Source organism: Janthinobacterium sp. 61, assembly GCF_002846335.1.
GTDB lineage: Bacteria > Pseudomonadota > Gammaproteobacteria > Burkholderiales > Burkholderiaceae_D > Janthinobacterium.
Map to the genome: position 1 here is coordinate 5,828,240 of NZ_PJMQ01000001.1, position 18,523 is coordinate 5,846,762.

The 18,523-nt window shown below is 64.0% G+C and carries 14 protein-coding genes; 13 read left to right on the forward strand and 1 reads right to left on the reverse strand.

Annotation, left to right across the window (positions count from 1 at the left end; translation table 11 throughout):
• The first annotated feature begins 118 nt into the window (after positions 1-118).
• The 7 genes from lpxK (at position 119) to CLU92_RS26495 (ending at position 6,419) form a co-directional block, all read left to right on the forward strand.
• Positions 119-1,174, forward strand: coding sequence for a tetraacyldisaccharide 4'-kinase (lpxK, locus tag CLU92_RS26465; protein ID WP_101484294.1), 1,056 nt, complete (start codon positions 119-121; stop codon positions 1,172-1,174).
• A complete protein-coding gene (locus CLU92_RS26470) occupies positions 1,155-1,331 on the forward strand; it encodes a Trm112 family protein (protein WP_101484295.1) in 177 nt (58 codons plus the stop codon). The genes lpxK and CLU92_RS26470 overlap by 20 nt, the downstream gene beginning before the upstream one ends.
• Before the next feature lie 2 nt (positions 1,332-1,333).
• Positions 1,334-2,089, forward strand: coding sequence for a 3-deoxy-manno-octulosonate cytidylyltransferase (gene kdsB, locus CLU92_RS26475; RefSeq protein WP_101484296.1), 756 nt, complete (start codon positions 1,334-1,336; stop codon positions 2,087-2,089).
• Positions 2,090-2,331: 242 nt separating this feature from the next.
• Entirely contained in the window at positions 2,332-2,988 is a 657-nt protein-coding gene (adk, locus tag CLU92_RS26480) for an adenylate kinase (protein WP_101484297.1), read from the forward strand.
• Between the two features lie 179 nt (positions 2,989-3,167).
• Positions 3,168-5,291: a sodium-translocating pyrophosphatase gene (locus tag CLU92_RS26485; RefSeq protein WP_101484298.1), complete on the forward strand. Its 2,124-nt coding sequence runs from the start codon at positions 3,168-3,170 to the stop codon at positions 5,289-5,291.
• Between the two features lie 191 nt (positions 5,292-5,482).
• Complete coding sequence (locus tag CLU92_RS26490; protein WP_101484299.1) at positions 5,483-5,905, forward strand: hypothetical protein; 423 nt, start codon at positions 5,483-5,485, stop codon at positions 5,903-5,905.
• A 13-nt stretch (positions 5,906-5,918) separates the two neighbouring features.
• Entirely contained in the window at positions 5,919-6,419 is a 501-nt protein-coding gene (locus tag CLU92_RS26495; RefSeq protein ID WP_218973476.1) for a YMGG-like glycine zipper-containing protein, read from the forward strand.
• A 17-nt stretch (positions 6,420-6,436) separates the two neighbouring features.
• Here the strand turns inward: CLU92_RS26495 and CLU92_RS26500 are convergent, their stop codons facing one another.
• Positions 6,437-8,497 carry a TonB-dependent receptor domain-containing protein gene (locus tag CLU92_RS26500; protein ID WP_101484301.1) on the reverse strand — a complete coding sequence of 687 codons (2,061 nt, stop codon included), beginning with the start codon at positions 8,495-8,497 and terminating at the stop codon, positions 6,437-6,439.
• Between the two features lie 278 nt (positions 8,498-8,775).
• On the opposite strand from CLU92_RS26500, the gene CLU92_RS26505 reads away from it, so the two are divergent.
• The 6 genes from CLU92_RS26505 to CLU92_RS26530 all read left to right on the forward strand — a co-directional run bounded on the left by CLU92_RS26505 (position 8,776) and on the right by CLU92_RS26530 (position 18,487).
• Positions 8,776-9,201, forward strand: coding sequence for a hypothetical protein (locus CLU92_RS26505; RefSeq protein WP_101484302.1), 426 nt, complete (start codon positions 8,776-8,778; stop codon positions 9,199-9,201).
• A gap of 157 nt (positions 9,202-9,358) precedes the next feature.
• Positions 9,359-10,117 carry a 3-hydroxyacyl-CoA dehydrogenase gene (locus CLU92_RS26510; RefSeq protein ID WP_071078915.1) on the forward strand — a complete coding sequence of 253 codons (759 nt, stop codon included), beginning with the start codon at positions 9,359-9,361 and terminating at the stop codon, positions 10,115-10,117.
• Positions 10,118-10,315: 198 nt separating this feature from the next.
• Entirely contained in the window at positions 10,316-12,091 is a 1,776-nt protein-coding gene (gene ggt, locus CLU92_RS26515; RefSeq protein WP_101484303.1) for a gamma-glutamyltransferase, read from the forward strand.
• A 143-nt stretch (positions 12,092-12,234) separates the two neighbouring features.
• Positions 12,235-13,404, forward strand: coding sequence for a patatin-like phospholipase family protein (locus tag CLU92_RS26520; RefSeq protein WP_101484304.1), 1,170 nt, complete (start codon positions 12,235-12,237; stop codon positions 13,402-13,404).
• Between the two features lie 81 nt (positions 13,405-13,485).
• Entirely contained in the window at positions 13,486-17,691 is a 4,206-nt protein-coding gene (locus tag CLU92_RS26525; protein WP_373918975.1) for a two-component regulator propeller domain-containing protein, read from the forward strand.
• Positions 17,692-17,776: 85 nt separating this feature from the next.
• Positions 17,777-18,487, forward strand: a complete 711-nt coding sequence (locus CLU92_RS26530) for a response regulator (RefSeq protein WP_101484305.1) — start codon at positions 17,777-17,779, stop codon at positions 18,485-18,487.
• Positions 18,488-18,523 lie beyond the last annotated feature (36 nt).

Here is an 18,523-nt window from a genome sequence, read left to right on the forward strand (position 1 = left end):
CTGTAGGTCGGCTTAGCCGGCACGGCGTAAGCCGACAAAGCCGCCGCCTAGCATGTCGGATTACGCTGCGCCTGACGGCGCAGCTAATCCGACCTACACTATTTTTACGTCTTCCTTCATGCCCACATCCTCCCCCGCCAAGCTTGAAACCACATTGACCCGCGCCTGGCTGACGCGTGGCCCGCTGGCGTACGCGCTGTGGCCCGTGTCCTTGCTGTTCGGCGCCCTGAGCGCCGTGCGGCGCGGCCTGTACCGGGCAAACATCCTGAAATCCGCGCGCCTGCCCGTGCCCGTCGTCGTGGTTGGCAATATCTTTATTGGTGGCACGGGCAAGACCCCGCTGACGATCTGGCTGGTGCAAGCCTTGCGCGAGGCGGGCATGCGCCCGGGCGTCATTTCGCGCGGCCATGGCAGCGCCGACCGGCTGCCGCGCGCCGTCACCACGGCTTCCACGCCGCAGCAGGTGGGCGACGAGCCGCTGCTGATCTTCCAGCGCGGCGGCTGTCCCGTGATGGTGGGGCGCGACCGCGCGCAAGCGGGAAGGGCACTGCTGGCTGCGCACCCGGACGTCGACGTGCTGGTGACGGACGACGGCTTGCAGCATTACGCTTTGCGGCGCGACGTGGAAATTATGCTGTTCGACGGCCGTGGCGCCGGCAATGGCTGGCTGCTGCCGGCCGGCCCGCTGCGCGAATCGCCGCGCCGCCGGCGCGACGTGACGGTGATCAATGCGCCCGAACTGGGGCCGGCACTGGTGGCCAGGATCGCGCCACAGGGCGGGCTGGTGGTGCAGATGCTGCTGGCCGGTGGCGTGGCCGAACGTATGGTGAATCGCGGCGAAAGCATGCCGCTTGAAACCCTGGCAGCCAGCGGCCAGCGCATCGTGGCGGCGGCCGGTATCGGCAATCCCCGGCGTTTCTTTGCCATGCTGCGCGGGGCCGGATTGGACTTCATGGAACTGCCCTTGCCCGACCATCACGACTTCCTCGATCAGCCATTTGCGGCACTCGACACGGATGTGATCTTGATCACCGAGAAGGATGCAGTAAAATGTGCGCAAATTGAACATCTCAAAGATGACCCGAGACTGTGGGTCGTCCCCGTCAGTGCGCGCATCGATAGCGCGCTGGCCCAACAAATTGTGGAGAAATGTCGTGGACGCTCGACTGCTTGATATCCTGGTCTGCCCTGTTTGCAAGGGTCCGCTTGAACTCGACAAGAAGGCGCAGGAATTGATTTGCCGCGCCGACCGCCTCGCCTATCCTATCCGCGATGGCATCCCCATCATGTGGGCGGACGAAGCGCGCACCCTGCAAGACGCAGTGGAATAACGATGGCGTTCATCGTCATCATCCCGGCGCGCCTGGCCTCGACGCGCCTGCCGGGCAAGCCGCTGGCAGACCTGGGCGGCAAGCCGATGGTGGTGCGCGTAGCCGAGCAGGCAGCCCTGTCGGGCGCCGCGCGCGTCATCGTCGCCACCGACCATGACAGCATCCGTGCTGCCTGCGCCGCGCATGGCGTGGAAGTATGCATGACGCGCGCCGACCATCCGTCGGGCACGGACCGCATCGCCGAAGTGGCGCGCACGCTCGATTTGCCGCTCGACGCCGTCGTCGTCAACCTGCAGGGCGACGAACCCCTGATCGATCCGTCCCTGCTGGCCGCCTGTGCGGCGCAGATCAGCGCCGCCGTCCCCATGGCCACCTGCGCCCATCCGCTGCACGACATCGCCGACGCTTTCAACCCAAATGTCGTCAAAGTGGTGCTGGATAAGAACGGCCGTGCCTTGTATTTCTCGCGTGCGACGATTCCGTGGCACCGCGATGGCTTCGCGCAGTCGAAAGACTGCTTGCCGCATGGCTACGTGCCGCTGCGCCATATCGGCCTGTATGCGTACAGCAATGCGTTCTTGCAAGAATATCCGCAATTGTCCCCATCGCCGCTGGAAGCGATCGAGGCGCTGGAGCAGTTGCGCGTGTTATGGCACGGTGTTGCCATCGCCGTGCACGTCACGGACTCGGCCCCGGCCGCCGGTGTCGACACGCCGGAAGATCTCGAACGCGTGCAGGCGCATTATCACGCCCTGTAAGCCCTACCCGCAAAACGGCAGGCGTGCAAATATAATTGTGCGCCTGCAGTAAAAACCACATTTTGTAACGTGCGCCGCGCTAATTTCTGGCTTTGATCAATCAGGGCATAGCAATTCGATAGCAAACTGGCGCTTCGGGGATTTTTTGTGGTAAGTTTCGTAGGGAAAGATAGCCATAGCAACATCATCTAAAAATAATTACACATACCACCATCCAAAATCTGTTTTTTAGGAACTTTTCAATGCGTCTGATACTTTTAGGAGCACCCGGTGCCGGCAAGGGCACCCAAGCTAACTTCATCAAAGAAAAATACAGCATTCCACAAATCTCCACGGGCGACATGCTGCGCGCGGCGATCAAGGAAGGCACGGAACTGGGCCTGGCAGCGAAAAAAGTCATGGATGCGGGCGGCCTCGTGTCGGACGACATCATGATCGGCCTGGTCAAGAACCGCCTGCAGGAAGCCGATTGCGCCAATGGCTACCTGTTCGACGGCTTCCCGCGCACCATCGCGCAAGCGGACGCCATGAAAGATGCCGGCATCAATGTCGACTACGTGCTGGAAATCGACGTGCCTGACGCTTCGATCATCGAGCGCATGGACGGCCGCCGCAGCCACCCGGGTTCGGGCCGCGTCTACCACGTCAAATTCAATCCGCCCAAGGTCGATGGCATTGACGACATCACGGGCGAACCGCTGATCCAGCGCGACGACGACAAGGCGGAAACGGTCAAGAAGCGCCTGGACGTGTACCACAACCAGACCAAGGTCTTGCTCGGTTATTACAATGACTGGGCCAAGTCCGGTCTGCCAGGCGCGCCGAAATACCGCCGCATTGCCGGCGTCGGTCCGGTCGAGCAAATCCGCGACAGTGCATTTGCCGCCCTGGCGGATTAAGCAGTTTTTAAAAGCGGACCTGAGTGTCCGCTTTTTTTGTGCCCGCTTTTCGCCAGCGGTGCCGTGTCGTTTTCGTAGTTCAAGTTTTTTGCAGGTCGTGTTTTCCTGGCTGCGCGTGCCTACCCGGTGCGGTCTGCAGCTGTTGGCAATGGCGTCGGATAAAAACAGAAGGGGACGATATGGCAGCCAGTTTGTGGTTTGCAGTAGCCTGCGGCGTGGTCGCAGTCATTTACGGTTTGGTGTCGCGTAGCTGGATCCTGAGGCAGGATCCCGGCAACGCGCGCATGCAGGAAATCGCCCTGGCCATCCAGCAGGGCGCTGCCGCCTACCTGGCGCGCCAGTACCGCACCATCGCCATCGTCGGCGTGGTGCTGCTGATCGCCATCTATGCGCTGCTTGGCCTGCATACGGCGCTGGGCTTTTTGATCGGCGCCGTGTTGTCGGGCGCCTGCGGCTTCATCGGCATGAATGTCTCGGTGCGGGCCAATGTGCGCACGGCGCAGGCGGCCACGCTGGGCATCAACCAGGCGCTGAACGTGGCGTTCAAAGGCGGGGCGATTACCGGCATGCTGGTGGTGGGACTGGGCTTGCTGGGCGTGACCCTGTTCTACTGGCTGCTGGTGACGACGGGCGCGCCCGGCCTGACCCAGCACGACTTGATCAAGCCCCTGATCGGCCTGGCCTTCGGCGCCTCGCTCATCTCCATCTTCGCGCGGCTGGGCGGCGGCATCTTCACCAAGGGCGCCGACGTGGGTGCGGACCTGGTGGGCAAGGTCGAGGCGGGCATCCCCGAGGACGATCCGCGCAACCCGGCCGTCATCGCCGACAACGTGGGCGACAACGTGGGCGACTGCGCCGGCATGGCGGCCGATCTGTTCGAAACCTATGTCGTGACCCTGATCGCCACCATGCTGCTGGGCGCACTGCTGATGGCAGAGGCCAGCAGCACGGCCATCATCTACCCGCTGCTGCTGGGTGCCGTCTCCATCCTCGCTTCCATCGTCGGCTGCTCCATGGTCAAGACGGCCCCCGGCAAGAAGATCATGTCGGCCTTGTACACGGGCTTGTGGTGGGCGGCCGGGCTGTCGCTGGTCGGCTTTGCCGTGGTGACATGGCTGCTGTGGCCCGACGACGCCATGCGTTACAAGATGATGGGCGCCACCGTCGTCGGCATCGTGCTCACGGGCCTGATGGTCTACATCACCGAGTACTATACGGGTACGGATTTCAAGCCCGTGCGCCATATCGCCGAAGCGTCGACGACGGGTCACGGCACGAATATCATTGCCGGTCTGGGCGTGTCGATGAAGTCCACCGCCTATCCGGTGCTGGCCGTCTGCATCGCCATCCTCGTCTCGTATCAATTGGCTGGCCTGTACGGCATCGCGATTGCGGCGACTTCGATGCTGTCGATGGCGGGCATCATCGTCGCGCTCGACGCGTATGGCCCCATCACGGATAACGCGGGCGGCATCGCGGAAATGTCGGGCTTGCCCGACTCCGTGCGCGCCATCACCGATCCGCTCGACGCCGTCGGCAACACCACCAAGGCCGTTACCAAGGGCTACGCCATCGGCTCGGCGGGCCTGGCCGCGCTGGTGCTGTTTGCCGACTACACGCATGCGCTCGAATCCGTGGGCCAGCACATCACCTTTGATCTGTCGAACCCCATGGTCATCGTTGGCCTGTTCATTGGCGGGCTGATACCGTATCTGTTCGGTGCGATGGCGATGGAAGCCGTCGGCCGCGCGGCGGGCGCCGTGGTGGTCGAGGTACGGCGCCAGTTCCGCGACATCAAGGGCATCATGGAAGGCACGGCCAAGCCCGAATACGACAAGGCCGTTGACATGCTGACGGCGTCCGCCATCCGTGAAATGATCGTGCCGTCCCTGCTGCCAGTGGTGGTGCCCATCGTCGTGGGCATGCTGCTGGGGCCAGCAGCGCTGGGGGGACTCTTGATGGGCACCATCGTGACGGGCCTGTTCGTGGCCATTTCCATGACCACGGGCGGCGGCGCCTGGGACAATGCGAAGAAATACATCGAGGATGGCCATTTCGGCGGCAAGGGTTCGGACGCGCACAAGGCGGCCGTCACGGGCGATACGGTGGGCGACCCGTACAAGGATACGGCCGGTCCGGCAGTGAACCCCTTGATCAAGATCATCAATATCGTGGCCCTGCTGCTGGTGCCGCTGCTGCCGGCCACGGGCTGGCTGGCGGTCAAGGCCCCGGCGCCCATCCACGCGCCCGCACCGCCCATCCTGGCGCCGGCCACACCCGTGCAAAGCTTGCCCGCGCAGTAAGAGGGCGCCATCCTTGCAGCCCCGTGGCCCGCGCCGCGGGGCTGTTTGCGTTTTGTACCGGTGAAACTTTCCTGCCGTCCATATCCTCGCGTATCAAAGGTGAGCAATTGTTACGGCGCCTTTGCTTGTGCCCGCCCTCTGCCAATAATGGAGTGAGCTTTACAGTCTGGCATGGATGGCAGGAGGATGTCATGGATAGCAATAACACAGGCCGCTGGGCGTCGCTGGCGCTGGCAGCGGTAATGGGACTGGCGGTGGCGGGCGGCGCCTGGGCCGCTCCCGGCGGACATTCCGGACACGGCGGCCATGGCGGTTTTCACGGCGGCCACGGCCACTTCCATGGCCGTTCGCACGTGGGCGTCTGGGTGGGATCGACGTGGGGTTACGGCTATGGGCCGGGCTGGTATGGCGACCCGTGGTATGGCTATCCTTATCCGTATGGGCGCACCTTGATCGTGCAGCCGCCGCCCGTAGTACCTCCTGTTTACATCGAGCAGGGCGGCGAGCCGACGGCGCAGATGTGGTATTACTGCGCGCGGCCACAGGGCTATTACCCCTACGTGACAAACTGCAGTGCGGCATGGCGTGCCGTGCTGCCGACCAGCGTGCGCTGACGGGGAGGCGAATATGAACACGAGAACGTTGATGGGGCGTGCCGGTCTGCTGGCGCCCTTCTTGCTGACCGCCTGCACGGTGCTGCCGGAGGGGCCGTCGGCCATGGTCTTGCCGGGCACGGGCAAGAGTCTTGAACAGTTCCGCGGCGACGACTTGCAATGCCGCGCTTATGCGCAAGGCCAGTTGGGCGGTAGTTCGGCGCAGCAGGCCAGTGTCGACAGCGGCGTGCGCAGCGCGGCGCTGGGCACGGTGCTGGGTGCGGCGGCCGGTGCCGCCATCGATGGCGGCCATGGCGCCGGCGTGGGAGCGGGAACGGGTCTGCTGTTCGGCGCGCTGGCGGGCACGGGTGCTGCCGACAGTTCCTCGTATGGCATGCAGCGCCGCTACGATAATGCGTATCAGCAATGCATGTATGCGAGTGGCCACAAGGTACCTGTCGCCGGGCAGATGCTGAGCGGCGTGCCGGCAAATGCCGCAACGCCGCCGCCCGATACGCCGCCGCCCCGTTACTAGGCCTTAAAAACCAGGCCTTAAAAACGCGAGGTCAGGCCAAGGAACATACGGCGTCCGGGCACGTAGTAGTCGACCAGTCCATCGGCCATCGGTCCCTTCTTGAACAGGTTTTGCACGCCGCCGCGCACGGTCCACTGGGGCGTGACCTTGTACGACACGACCGTGTCGACGATGGTGTAGGCCTTGTCGGCCAGCTTGCCGGCATCGAGTTCCTTGCCCGTGTACTGGGCCGACACTTCGCCGAACAGCTGGTCGTTGACTTGCCAGCCCAGCGCCGAGTACCACGACAGCTTCGGCGTGGACAGCAGGTTGGCGCCCGTGGTCAGGTTTTTCGCTTCCGCCATGTAGGTCACGTTGTTGCGCCAGTTCAGATTTTTCGTCAGAGGGATGGTGGCCGTCGCTTCCAGGCCGCTGGTGCGCGCCTTCTGGATATTCGTCATCTTGGTCCACCAGCGCTGCTGGTAAAAGCCCAGCGGCGCATAGTCGATCTTGTTCTTGAAATCCGTGTGGAAGTAGGTCAGGCCCACGTCCCAGCCATTCTGTTCCCACGCCACGCCGATCTCGCCGGCCGTGCTCGTTTCCGGCTTCAAGTCTGCATTGCCAGCCATGTAGCAGGAGCCTCTGATGTAGCCCAGCGGTTTGAGACTGCCGCAACCGCGTCCGCCAGAGTTGGTTGCCGCCGCCGGCGAGTTTTCCTTCAGGCTTGGGGCGCGGAAGCCTTGCGAGACGCCGCCCTTGATGGTCCAGGCGGGGGCAGGGTGGTATACCAGGTACAGGCGCGGGCTGTAGTGGTTGCCGAACTTGCTGTGGTGGTCGAGGCGCAGGCCGGCTGTGACCGTCAGGTTGTCGCGCAGGAACAGCTGATCTTCCGCAAACAGGGCCGAGGTGGTACCCGACAGGGTCGCGCCGCTCACAGTGTTGCCCAGGTAATCGGTGGGCACGGTGCCTATGGTGTCCGTGTTCGTCAGCTCCTGGTGCTTCCACTGTCCGCCCATCACCAGCATTTGCTCGATGCCGCCCCAACCGAGCCGTTTTTCCAGGCTGGCATCGAGCGTGCTATCTTTGGATTTCGCTACCGAACCGACGACTTCGTTATCGAAGTCGTTGTGATACAGGTTGACCATCGTCTTGCCGAAGTCCCAGCGGCCTTCGTACCCGACGCTGACGCTCTTGCGTATCAATTTGTTGGCGCCCCAGCTGTAGACCAGCGGATCGCCATTCTCATCATGCGCGCTCGAATCTCTGGCTTCCTGCCTGCCATAGCTGGCATCCAGCGACAGGTTCTGTTTCTTGCCTAGCGCCCAGGTCAGCTGGCCCGAGACAGTCTGGTTGCGTTCGCCGCCCATGGCGCCAGCTTTGTCGAAGAATTTTTCATCGGGATTCTGACGCGACTGGCTTACGCCCAGGCGCATGCCGACCGTGTCCGACAGGGGGCCTGCCAGGTTCACGCCCAGCTGGTGCGCCGTGCCGCGGTCGCTGTCCTGGGGCTGCGTGTAGTTGGCCGTGGCCGAACCGTTCCACTTGCCCGGCACCTTGCGCGTGATGATGTTGATCACGCCGCCCATGGCGTCCGAGCCGTACAGCGAGGACATCGGGCCGCGTACCACTTCGATGCGCTCGATCATGTCGGGCGAGATCCAGTTCAAGTCCTGGCGGCCCAGGTCGGGACGGTAGGCCGTGTCGGCCGAGCTGCCCATGCGCTTGCCGTCGACCAGGATCAAGGTGTATTTGTCGGGCAAGCCGCGCAGCTTGATCTTCGACGCCTCGCCTTCGGGGCTGGTGCCGCCCGTCACGCCGGGGATGCGGCGCAGCAGGGTGTTGAGGTCGTAGACGGGCTGGCGCTCGATTTCCTCGCGCGTGATGACGCTGATGCTGGCCGGCGCATCCTTGATGTCGATGGCCGTGCCAGACGCGGTGACGACCACCGTATTCATGGTGGGATCGGCGGCCACATTGCCTTCGGCCCAGGCGTTGCTGACGGCCAGCGAGAGCAGGCAGGGCAGGAGCAGGGCGGCGGAATGCATGGAGCGGGCGGGAGCGGAAACGGGTCTTGCGAAGACGGGACTACGCTTGGTCATGGTGAACTTTCCGGATGTTGTTATTTCCTGGCTGCCTTCCGGGTGGCTCGGGTATAAATGAATAAAAAATAATAAAATGCGCTCGAATTCAGTTAATGAGAATAAGAATCGTTCTTATTGTAATGCCATCCTGGCAAGAAGGAAAGTGCTGAAAGGAAATAAAACACCGTTGCAGCGTGCGCATGGCAGGTGCAAACGTGAGAGTGTTATCTTGACTGGCATCTGGCGCGGCGTGTGCCAATAATGAAAGTAGTGCGATGGTTACTGGGGGAGGCGGCATGAAGACGATGACAAAAACGATATCGGCACTGGCCTGTACCATGCTGCTCGCCGGCGGCCATGCCTGGGCACAGGAGAAGGCGGCGTCCGAGTCCTTGCCCATGTGCCAGCTCGACCCGCGCGACAGCAGCAAGCTGGCGGTGGAACCTTGTCGTCCTGCGCCGCCCGTGCAGCCGCGACGTTCTGTGGCGCAAGTAATCGGCCGCATGCCCGTGCAGCGCACAGCGTCGCCCGTCGTGCCCATGCCGCCCTTGCCGCCCAGCCCGGCCGTGCCCATGCCCGGCGCGCCGCAGCCCATCGGTGCCTGCGACACAGGCGGTTGCCGCGACGCGGCCGGCGCGCGCTACAACGGCGCGGGCAATGCCACGCTCGATGCCAATGGCCGTATCTGCCACCGCAATGGTGCTTTCATACAGTGTTTTTAGCCCTGCCATTCGTTGCCGCTGCAAGTTTTCGCTGAGCGCGCGCAAAAAGTGGCTACAATTGTCGCCGACATTACGTTTACGTAAACGTAATGATGGCATCATGCACCATGCAACCATCGGGCGCCGGGAACACGGCCCTTATCACTCAGGAGATTTCATGCAGATTCAGGACAATGTATTCATCATCACGGGCGGCGCATCGGGTTTGGGCGCGGCCACGGCGCGCATGCTGACGGCCGCTGGCGGCAAGGTCGTGCTGGCCGACGTGCAGACGGAAGCGGGCCAGGCGCTGGCCGCTGAACTGAACGGCGTGTTCGTGCAGTGCGACGTGACGTCGGAAGAAGATGGCATGGCCGTGGTGGCAGCGGCAGGCAAGCTGGGCACATTGCGCGGCCTGGTCAACTGCGCCGGCGTGGCGCCGGCCGTGAAAACCGTGGGCAAGGATGGCCCGCATCCGCTGGCCCTGTTCCAGAAAGTCGTCAATATCAACCTGGTGGGCACCTTCAATATGTGCCGCCTGGCGGCCGATGCCATGGCCAAACAGGATGCGACCGCTGAAGGCGAGCGCGGCATCATCATCAACACGGCTTCCGTGGCGGCCTACGATGGCCAGATCGGCCAGGCTGCATACGCTTCCTCGAAGGCGGCCGTGGTAGGCCTGACCCTGCCGATGGCGCGCGACCTGTCGCGCAACGGCATCCGTGTGATGACGGTGGCGCCTGGCATCTTCGAGACGCCGATGCTGCTGGGCATGCCGGCCGAGGTGCAGGATGCGCTGGGCAAGATGGTGCCCTTCCCATCGCGCCTGGGCAAGCCCGGCGAGTACGCGCAACTGGTGAAAGCCATCGTGGAAAACGTCATGCTCAATGGCGAAACTATCCGCCTCGACGGCGCCATCCGTATGCAGCCAAAGTAAGAGCACCTGGGCAATGCCCAGGGCGTTGTTGCATGGCCTCGCCGTACTATTCGTACTATCTTCGGCCACGCGCCTAGCCCTGAACATCGCCAGGCACTCTAACGAAGGCAGTGCCTTGGCGGGCATTTGATGTAGGATACCCCCGTATGGGGCGTACAGCCTTGCTCGGCTGTGCGCCCTTTTTTTATCGGAGAATCCATGATCACATTGAAGCCGCTGGCGCTGAGCCTGACCTTGCTGGGAGCGCTCGCTGCCAGTCCCGTATTTGCCGAGGTGCCGCAAAAGGCGCCGGAAATCGCCACTGCGTATGCGGAAAAATCGGGCTGGGCGGCGCAGAAATTCATGGTCGCCGCCGCCAATCCGCTGGCCGCCGATGCCGGCTACCAGATGCTGAAAAAGGGCGGCAGCGCCATCGACGCGGCCATCGCCACGCAGCTGGTGCTCACCCTGGTCGAACCGCAGTCGTCGGGCATCGGCGGCGGCGCTTTCCTGCTGTACTCGACCGCCAAGGGCGTGCAGGCCTTCGACGGACGCGAAACGGCGCCTGCCGCCGCCGATGAACACCTGTTCCAGAATGCCGACGGCAGCCCCGTTTCGCGCGCCACGGGCGTGGTGGGCGGGCGTTCCGTGGGCGCGCCGGGCGTACTGCGCATGCTGGAACTGGCGCACAAGGAGCATGGCAAGCTGCCGTGGGCGACCCTGTTCGGCCCCGCCATCAAGCTGGCGCACGGCGGCTTTCCCGTCAGCCAGCGCCTCCACGGCCTATTGAGCTGGGACCAGGCCCTGAAGCGCGACCCTGTCGCCGCCGCGTATTTCTATGACCAGGACGGCAAGCCCTGGTCCGTCGGCCACGTGCTGAAAAACCCGCAGCTGGCGCGTACCTTGCGCGAGATTGCCCGTGGTGGCGCCGACGCCTTTTACCAGGGCCGCATCGCGCGCGACATCGCCGCCAAGGTGGCGTCGCATCCGACCAATCCGGGCAAGCTGACGGCGACCGACATCGCCGGCTATCAGGCCAAAGTGCGCGAGCCCGTCTGCAGCGACTACAAGGCATGGACCGTGTGCGGCATGCCGCCGCCATCGTCGGGCGGCATCGCCATCGCGCAGATGCTGGGCATGCTGGAAGTGAAGGATATCCGCCCGTATGCGCCCGTCGATGGCGTGCTCGATGCGCAAGCGATTCACCTTTTCTCGGAAGCGGGGCGCCTGGCTTACGCTGACCGTAACCGCTACGTGGCCGACACGGACTTCGTGCCGCTGCCGGGCAACGGCATTAGCTCCATGCTCGATAAAACCTATTTGGCGCAGCGCGCGTCGCTGATCGGCGAGAAATCCATGGGCCGCGCCTTGCCCGGCACGCCGCCCGGCATGCAGGTGGCGTGGGGCATGGACAATGCCTTGCAGCGCCCGTCGACGTCGCACCTGGTGGCCGTGGATGCCTTCGGCGGCGGCCTGTCGATGACCACCAGCGTGGAAGACGCCTTTGGTTCGCGCCAGATGGTCGACGGCTTTTTGCTGAATAACCAGCTGACGGATTTCTCCTTCGATTCGCGCGATGCGGATGGCCCGATCGCCAACAGAGTCGAAGCGGGCAAGCGTCCGCGCAGCGCCATGTCGCCCACCCTCGTGTTTGAAAAGGGGACGCACAAGCTGGTGCTGGCGACGGGATCGCCCGGTGGCTCGTCCATCATCAATTATGTCGCCAAGGTGCTGGTGGGTACCATGGACTGGGGCTTGAACGTGCAGCAAGCGATCAGCCTGCCGAACTTCGGCAGCCGCAATGGCCCGACGGAACTGGAAAAGGGCCGCGCGCCGGCTGCCCAGGTCGAGGCGCTGCAAGCCATGGGCCACGAGGTGCGCGTCATCGAACAGAATTCCGGCCTGCAGGGCATCATGCGCCTGAATGCGCATGGCAAGGATTTCTGGTTCGGCGGCGCTGATCCGCGCCGTGAAGGCATGGTCAGGGGAGATTGATTTTTTGATTGTTATTGTTGTTGAGCCCAAAGGCAAAAGCCGGGGGCAGTTCCTGCGGAAGCGGAATGCGGGGCCGTATTCCCCCAGCGGGGCTGACCCCGAAACTTTTCCACAAAGTATCAAGACCCTGCTAATCTGCCGCCATGGGAATGCAAAATAAAACAGGCTTGATACTCACGGGAGGGGGCGCCCGTGCCGCCTACCAGGTGGGCGTGCTGCAGGCAATTTCGGCAATATTGTGGGAAGCGGGCTGGGCGCCGGCGCGCAATCCGTTCGACATCATTTGCGGCACCTCGGCCGGCGCCATCAACGCCACGGCGCTGGCTTGCCGGGCCGACAATTTCGGCGAAGGCGTGCAAAAGCTGCTCGACGTGTGGCAGCATATCCAGGTCGAGCAGGTCTACCGCGCCGATTCGCTGGGCGTGATCCGCTCCGGCGCGCGCTGGCTGTCGCTGCTGTCGTTTGGCTGGCTGCTGCGCCAGTGGCATGCGTCGCCGCCCAATTCCCTGCTCGACAATACCCCGCTGGTCAGCCTGCTGCACCGCATGCTCGACTTGCCGCGCCTGGACGCGGCGCTGGCCGATGGCTTGCTGCATGCGCTGGCCGTGACGGCGTCGTCGTATTCGGGTAGCCGCCACATGACGTTTTACCAGACGGCCGCCGAGATCGCGCCCTGGGTGCGCACGCAGCGCCTGGCCTTGCAAGACCAGATCGGCGTGGAACACTTGCTCGCCTCGGCCGCCATCCCTTTTATTTTCCCCGCCGTGCCCCTGTACGTGGGCGGCCAGCGCGAGTACTGCGGCGATGGATCGATGCGCCAGCTGGCGCCGATTTCCCCGGCCATCCACCTGGGCGCGAACAAGGTGCTGGTGGTGGGGGCGGGGCGCATGACGGAACCGGCACCCGCCGCGTCCGAAGCGGCGCGCTACCCCAGCCTGGCGCAGATCGCGGGCCATGCGCTGTCGTCGATCTTCCTCGATGGCCTGGCCGTCGACATCGAACGCCTGAATCGCATCAACCTGACCCTGTCGATGCTGCCGCCCGAGTTGCTGGGCAAGACGGCCTTGCGGCCGGTGGAATTGCTGGTCATCGCGCCGTCCGAGCGGCTCGACGCCATCGCCAGCCGGCATATCGGCAGTTTGCCGCGTCCCATCCGCACCATGTTGTCGGGCATCGGCGCGGCAGAAGCGCGCGGCGCGGCATTGGCATCGTATTTATTGTTCGAATCGACGTATACTAACGAGTTGATCCGTCTTGGACAGCGCGATACGCAAGCCCGCAAGGATGATGTCCTGGCGTTCTTTGGTTCTTGAGACGGCCCTTGGAGCGGCGTGCGGGTTTTTCGCGTTTTTTTTGACAGGACGATTGTGCTGGTATTTCGACGTGCTTGCGAAGTGGTATTGCTGTTGTCTTTGCTGCTGCCAGGCGGCCCGACCGTGGCGGCGCCTGCGCCCACCCTGCGTTTCGACCAGCTCAGCGTTGAACAGGGCCTGGCGCAGGAATCGGTGCTGGCCATCGCCCAGGACCGGCAGGGCTATATGTGGTTCGGCAGCCAGTCTGGCCTGAGCCGCTACGATGGCTACCGCATGGTCGTCTACAAGAATATCGAAGGCGACAAGACCAGCCTTGCCGACAACTGGGTCGGCGAACTGCATGTCGATAGCCAGGGCCAGCTGTGGGTCGGCACTGACAATGGCCTGGACCGTTTCGACGCCGCCAGCCAGACCTTCATCCATTACGTCCCGGCCGAAAAGAGCAAGCGCGGCAACGGCAACCGGCATATTCACGCCATTCTCGACGATGGCGCGCGCGGCTTCTGGATCGCCACCTCGGACGGCTTGCAGCATTTCGATCCCGCCACGGGCGTCTTCCGTACCTGGCACCATGAAGAAGGCAATCCGCACAGCCTGGGCGACAATGAAATCAAGGCGCTGGCGCTGGACGCGCAGCAGCGCCTGTGGATAGGCACGGTAACCGGTCTGGACATGCTGGCGCCGGGCAGCGAGCGCTTCGAGCATTTCGCCGTCGACACGGCGCCCGGCTCGAAGTACAACGTGATCCAGTCGCTGCTGGTCGACCGCCAGCAGAACCTGTGGATCGGCACCATGGCCGGCGCCGAGCGCTGGCGCCTGGGAGGCGCCGGCCAGGCGCCGCAGTCACGTCTGCGCCTGAATGAAAAACAGGGCTTTTCCGCCATCCGCGTGGCCAGCCTGTACCAGGATATTGACGCCACCGTCTGGCTGGGCAGCAATGCCGATGGCCTGTTCCGCTGGCTGCCCGGGAGCGATACCTTCCTGCAGTACCGCCACCAGACGGGCGACAAGTTCAGCGTCGCCGACAACCAGCTGTCATCGCTGTACCGCGACCGAGCCGGCACCTTCTGGGTCGGCTCCTGGTACAACGGCGTGAGCCGGGTCGACCTGGGCAGCGGCGGCTTTTCGCGCATGGCGCGGGCGCCCGGCGATGTGGGCGCGCTGGCGGACAAGAAAGTGCGCGCCGTGGCCGACGCTGGCAATGGCAAGCTGTGGCTGGCCACCAAGGGCGGCTTGAAACTGTACGACACGCGCGACGGCAGCTCGCGGCTGTTCGACCTGCGCAGTTCCCCCGGCATGTCGCGCGACGAGCAGGTCACCACCCTGTACAAGGCGCCGGGCGGCACCCTGTGGGTGGGCGGCTCGACGGGTTTGCACCGCTTCGATCCCGCACTGGGGCGTTTTTTTACCATGCGCTTTGCCGCAGGTGATCCGAACAGCGACACCATCCGCAATGTCATGAGCGACCGCAGCGGCATGCTGTGGGTTTCGACGCGGGGCGGCGTGCACCGCTTCGACCCCGTCAGCCGGGCTTTTACCACTTACCGCCACGATCCGGCCGATCCGAACAGCCTGTCCGACAACATGGTGCGGCCCGTGCTGGAAGACGGCAAGGGACGGCTGTGGATAGGCTCTTTCCACGGCCTGGACTTGCTCGACCGCGCCAGCGGCCACTTCCGCCATTTCCGCCACGATCCGCAAAACCCGCATAGCCTCAGCCACGACGAGGTGCACTACCTGCATGAGGACAAGCGCGGCGTGCTGTGGGTGGGCACGGCCAATGGCCTGAACCGCATGGATGTCGACGCGAAAGGCGAAATCCGCTTTCGCCGCTTCTTGCGCAAGGATGGCATGGCAGACGATGCCGTCGCCAGCATCCTGGGCGACGATAACGAGCAGCTGTGGCTGAGCACGAATAGCGGCATCACGCGGCTCGACATGCGCAGTGGCCTGTTCCGCAATTACGACAGCGCCGACGGCACTGTGGAAGGCTCGTATTTCGATGGCGCGGCCCTGCGCGCGTCGGACGGGACCATGTATTTCGGCGGTTTTAACGGCATGACGGCATTCGTACCGCAGGATATCCACGACAACCGCGTGCCACCGTTGGTGGCCATCACGGAGCTGCAGATTTTTAACAAGCCAGTGGCCATCGGCCGCGGCGAGTTCGCGCACGTACTCAAGACGGCGATCGACCATACGCGCCAGCTGGTGCTGACCAACCGCGAAAGCGTCTTTTCGCTGGAATTTGCGGCCCTGCATTTCGCTGCGCCCCAGCGCAATATGTTCGCCTACCGGCTCGAAGGATTCGACCAAGACTGGGTCATGACGGATGCGGGGCGGCGCTTTGCCACCTACACCAACCTCGATGCGGGCAATTACGTGTTTCGCGTCAAGGCGGCCAACAAGGATGGCGTGTGGAACGAGAGCGGCGCCACGCTGGCCATCACTATCCTGCCGCCGTTCTGGAAAACCTGGTGGTTCCGTACCCTGTTGGCGGCACTGCTGCTGGGCGCCGTGTATGGCGCCTACCGGCAGCGCGTGCGCGCCCTGCGGCGCCAGCAGAACGAGCTGGAAAAACTGGTCGGCGAACGCACTTCCGAGTTACAGAGCAAGGAAATCGAAGTGCTGGCCCAGTCGGAAAAGCTGGCGCAAGTCAACAGCAGCCTGACGAAAAACGAGGAAAGCCTGCGCCAGGCCAAGCGCAAGGCCGAGGATGCGACGCGCCAGAAGTCGGAATTTTTGGCCAATATGAGCCACGAGATGCGCACGCCGCTGGCCGGCGTGATCGGCATGCTGGGCTTTGCCCTGCGCGACGAGCAGCTGCACGACGCCACGCGGGAGCAGATCCTGCGCGGCCAGGCCAACGCCCAGTCGCTGCTGGTGATCATCAATGACTTGCTCGATTTTTCCAAGATAGAGGCGGGCAAGCTGAGTATCGAAAATATCGACTTCGCGCTCGGTGCAGCGATCGAGACGGTCGTCAGTCTGTTCGAGGAGCAGGCGGCCGCGCGCAGCATCGGTTTTGCCATCGATTTTGCGCCCGACCTGCCGCCCTTCGTGGTGGGGGACCCGACCCGCTTGCGCCAGGTGCTGGTCAACCTGGTCGGCAATGCCTTCAAGTTCACCCAGCGCGGCGGCGTCAGCGTGTGCGTCGAACGAGCCGGCGTGGCAAGCGGCAGGGGCGGACGCCGTGTCAATCTGATCCGTTTTACCGTCAGCGACAGTGGCATCGGCATCGATGCGGACGCGATGGCGCGCCTGTTCCAGAAGTTCGAGCAGGCCGACGCCAGCACCACGCGGCGCTACGGCGGCACGGGGCTGGGCCTGGCGATCTGCCGCCAGCTGGTCGAACTGATGGAGGGCGAGATCGAGGTGGCCAGCACGCCGGGTCAGGGCAGTACCTTTGCCTTCACCCTGCCGCTGGCCGATGGCGTGGCGCCGCCGCTGGTGCCGCAGGTGGCGCTGGCGCCGCACAGTCACCAGTTGCGCGTGCTGTGCGCGGAAGACTTCCCCACCAATCAGATCATCATCCGCGTCATGCTCGAAGAGCTAGGGCACAGGGTCGACGTGGTCGCCAACGGCGTGCTGGCGGTGGCGGCGTGCGTGCATACGCGCTATGACCTGATCCTGATGGACGGGCGCATGCCGGAGATGGACGGCGCTACGGCGACGCGTTTGATCCGTGTGGGCGGCTGGCCGGACCAGCCCGTGCGCGACCAAGAACTGATGATCGTGGCCCTGACGGCGAATGCCAGCGAAGAGGACCGCAGTCGCTATCTTGGCGTCGGCATGGATGATTTCCTCAGCAAACCCGTGGACGAGGCGGCGCTGCATGGCTTGCTGGCGCGCGCCATCGAGCGCCAGCTGCAGCGCGGTTTCATGTTGCCGCGCATGCCGTCGAACGCGCCGCGCGGCGTCGCGCGGGGGCAGGCCGAACTCGATGCCCTGTTCGGCATCGCGCCGGCAGTTCCTGTCGCGGCGCCTTCCCCATCCATCCGCAGCGGCGAACTGCAACGGCGCATCCGCGTTGCCTTCGTTGCCGACCTGGAGGGACGCCTGCGTGAACTTGACGCCGCCCTGGCAGCGCAGGACAAGGACAACGCCGGGCGCCTGTTGCATGGTTTGAAGGGCAGCGCCGCCTATCTCGATGAAACGCAGCTGCACATGCTGTGCACGGAAATGGAAGAGGCGGCGGACGGCGGCCGCTGGACGCAGGTGGCCTTGCATTTGCCGCAATTGCGCGCACTGTTGGCGCAAATAGCCGTTTCGGGCAAGGAGATGTAAAATAGGCAATGCCGGCCATCGAGCGCGCGGTGAAACTAGGAAGTAGACGGCCAGGCCCCTGACGCTGCCGGCAATGGAGAAAGCAATGAAAGTACTGGTGGTTGACGATGATGTCGTGTCGCGCATGGTATTGATGCACCTGATCGACAGCTGCGGCGTGCACGATATCGTGGAAGCCGAAGATGGTGCTGCAGCGTGGGAGCAGCTCGAAGGCGGCTTGCGTCCGTCGCTGTGCTTCTGCGATTTGCGCATGCCGCGCCTGTCCGGCATGGAGCTGCTGCAGAAAATCCGCTCCGACAGCGCGCTCGATGCCATGCCCCTGGTGCTCGTGTCGTCGGCCAATGACCAGGACACGGTGCGTGACGCAGTGCAGGCCGGTGCTGCCGGCTACATCGTCAAGCCCTTCCAGCCGGAGCAGGTGCGCCAGCATATCGACGCCTGCTTCGACGTCTCCGCATTGCCGGCCGAGGCGCCGCGCGACACCTTGCAGCGGCTGGGTATCGACAGCGAACGCCTGCTGGCGTATCTGACGGGCTTTCAGGGACAGATCGACGCCGCCAGCGAACAGGTCGACGCCTTGCTGGCGCGCGGCGAACCGGCCCAGGCGCGCCAGCAGCTCGAACGGCTGCACCTCGGTTGCCGCACCCTCGGTCTACATGGCGCGGAGGCCGGCATGATGGCCCTGCTGCAGGCAGCGGTGCTCGATAGCGGCCAGATACAGGCGGCCCTGGCCGCGCTGGCGCGCAGCGTGGCGCAGCAGGCGCGCCGGCTGCGGAAACAGGACGACCCTGACTGAATCTGCTGTTTTCTGCTTGCCGGGAAAATACTTTAG

Excerpts from the sequence above, each read along its gene's own strand:
- CLU92_RS26490 (WP_101484299.1), top strand. The coding sequence starts at position 5,483 with ATGGATAGCAATAACACAGGCCGCTGGGCGTCGCTGGCGCTGGCAGCG.
- lpxK (WP_101484294.1), top strand. The coding sequence starts at position 119 with ATGCCCACATCCTCCCCCGCCAAGCTTGAAACCACATTGACCCGCGCC.
- CLU92_RS26530 (WP_101484305.1), top strand. The coding sequence starts at position 17,777 with ATGAAAGTACTGGTGGTTGACGATGATGTCGTGTCGCGCATGGTATTG.
- adk (WP_101484297.1), top strand. The coding sequence starts at position 2,332 with ATGCGTCTGATACTTTTAGGAGCACCCGGTGCCGGCAAGGGCACCCAA.
- CLU92_RS26485 (WP_101484298.1), top strand. The coding sequence starts at position 3,168 with ATGGCAGCCAGTTTGTGGTTTGCAGTAGCCTGCGGCGTGGTCGCAGTC.
- CLU92_RS26520 (WP_101484304.1), top strand. The coding sequence starts at position 12,235 with ATGGGAATGCAAAATAAAACAGGCTTGATACTCACGGGAGGGGGCGCC.
- CLU92_RS26500 (WP_101484301.1), bottom strand. The coding sequence starts at position 8,497 with ATGACCAAGCGTAGTCCCGTCTTCGCAAGACCCGTTTCCGCTCCCGCC.
- CLU92_RS26495 (WP_218973476.1), top strand. The coding sequence starts at position 5,919 with ATGAACACGAGAACGTTGATGGGGCGTGCCGGTCTGCTGGCGCCCTTC.
- kdsB (WP_101484296.1), top strand. The coding sequence starts at position 1,334 with ATGGCGTTCATCGTCATCATCCCGGCGCGCCTGGCCTCGACGCGCCTG.
- CLU92_RS26505 (WP_101484302.1), top strand. The coding sequence starts at position 8,776 with ATGAAGACGATGACAAAAACGATATCGGCACTGGCCTGTACCATGCTG.
- CLU92_RS26510 (WP_071078915.1), top strand. The coding sequence starts at position 9,359 with ATGCAGATTCAGGACAATGTATTCATCATCACGGGCGGCGCATCGGGT.
- ggt (WP_101484303.1), top strand. The coding sequence starts at position 10,316 with ATGATCACATTGAAGCCGCTGGCGCTGAGCCTGACCTTGCTGGGAGCG.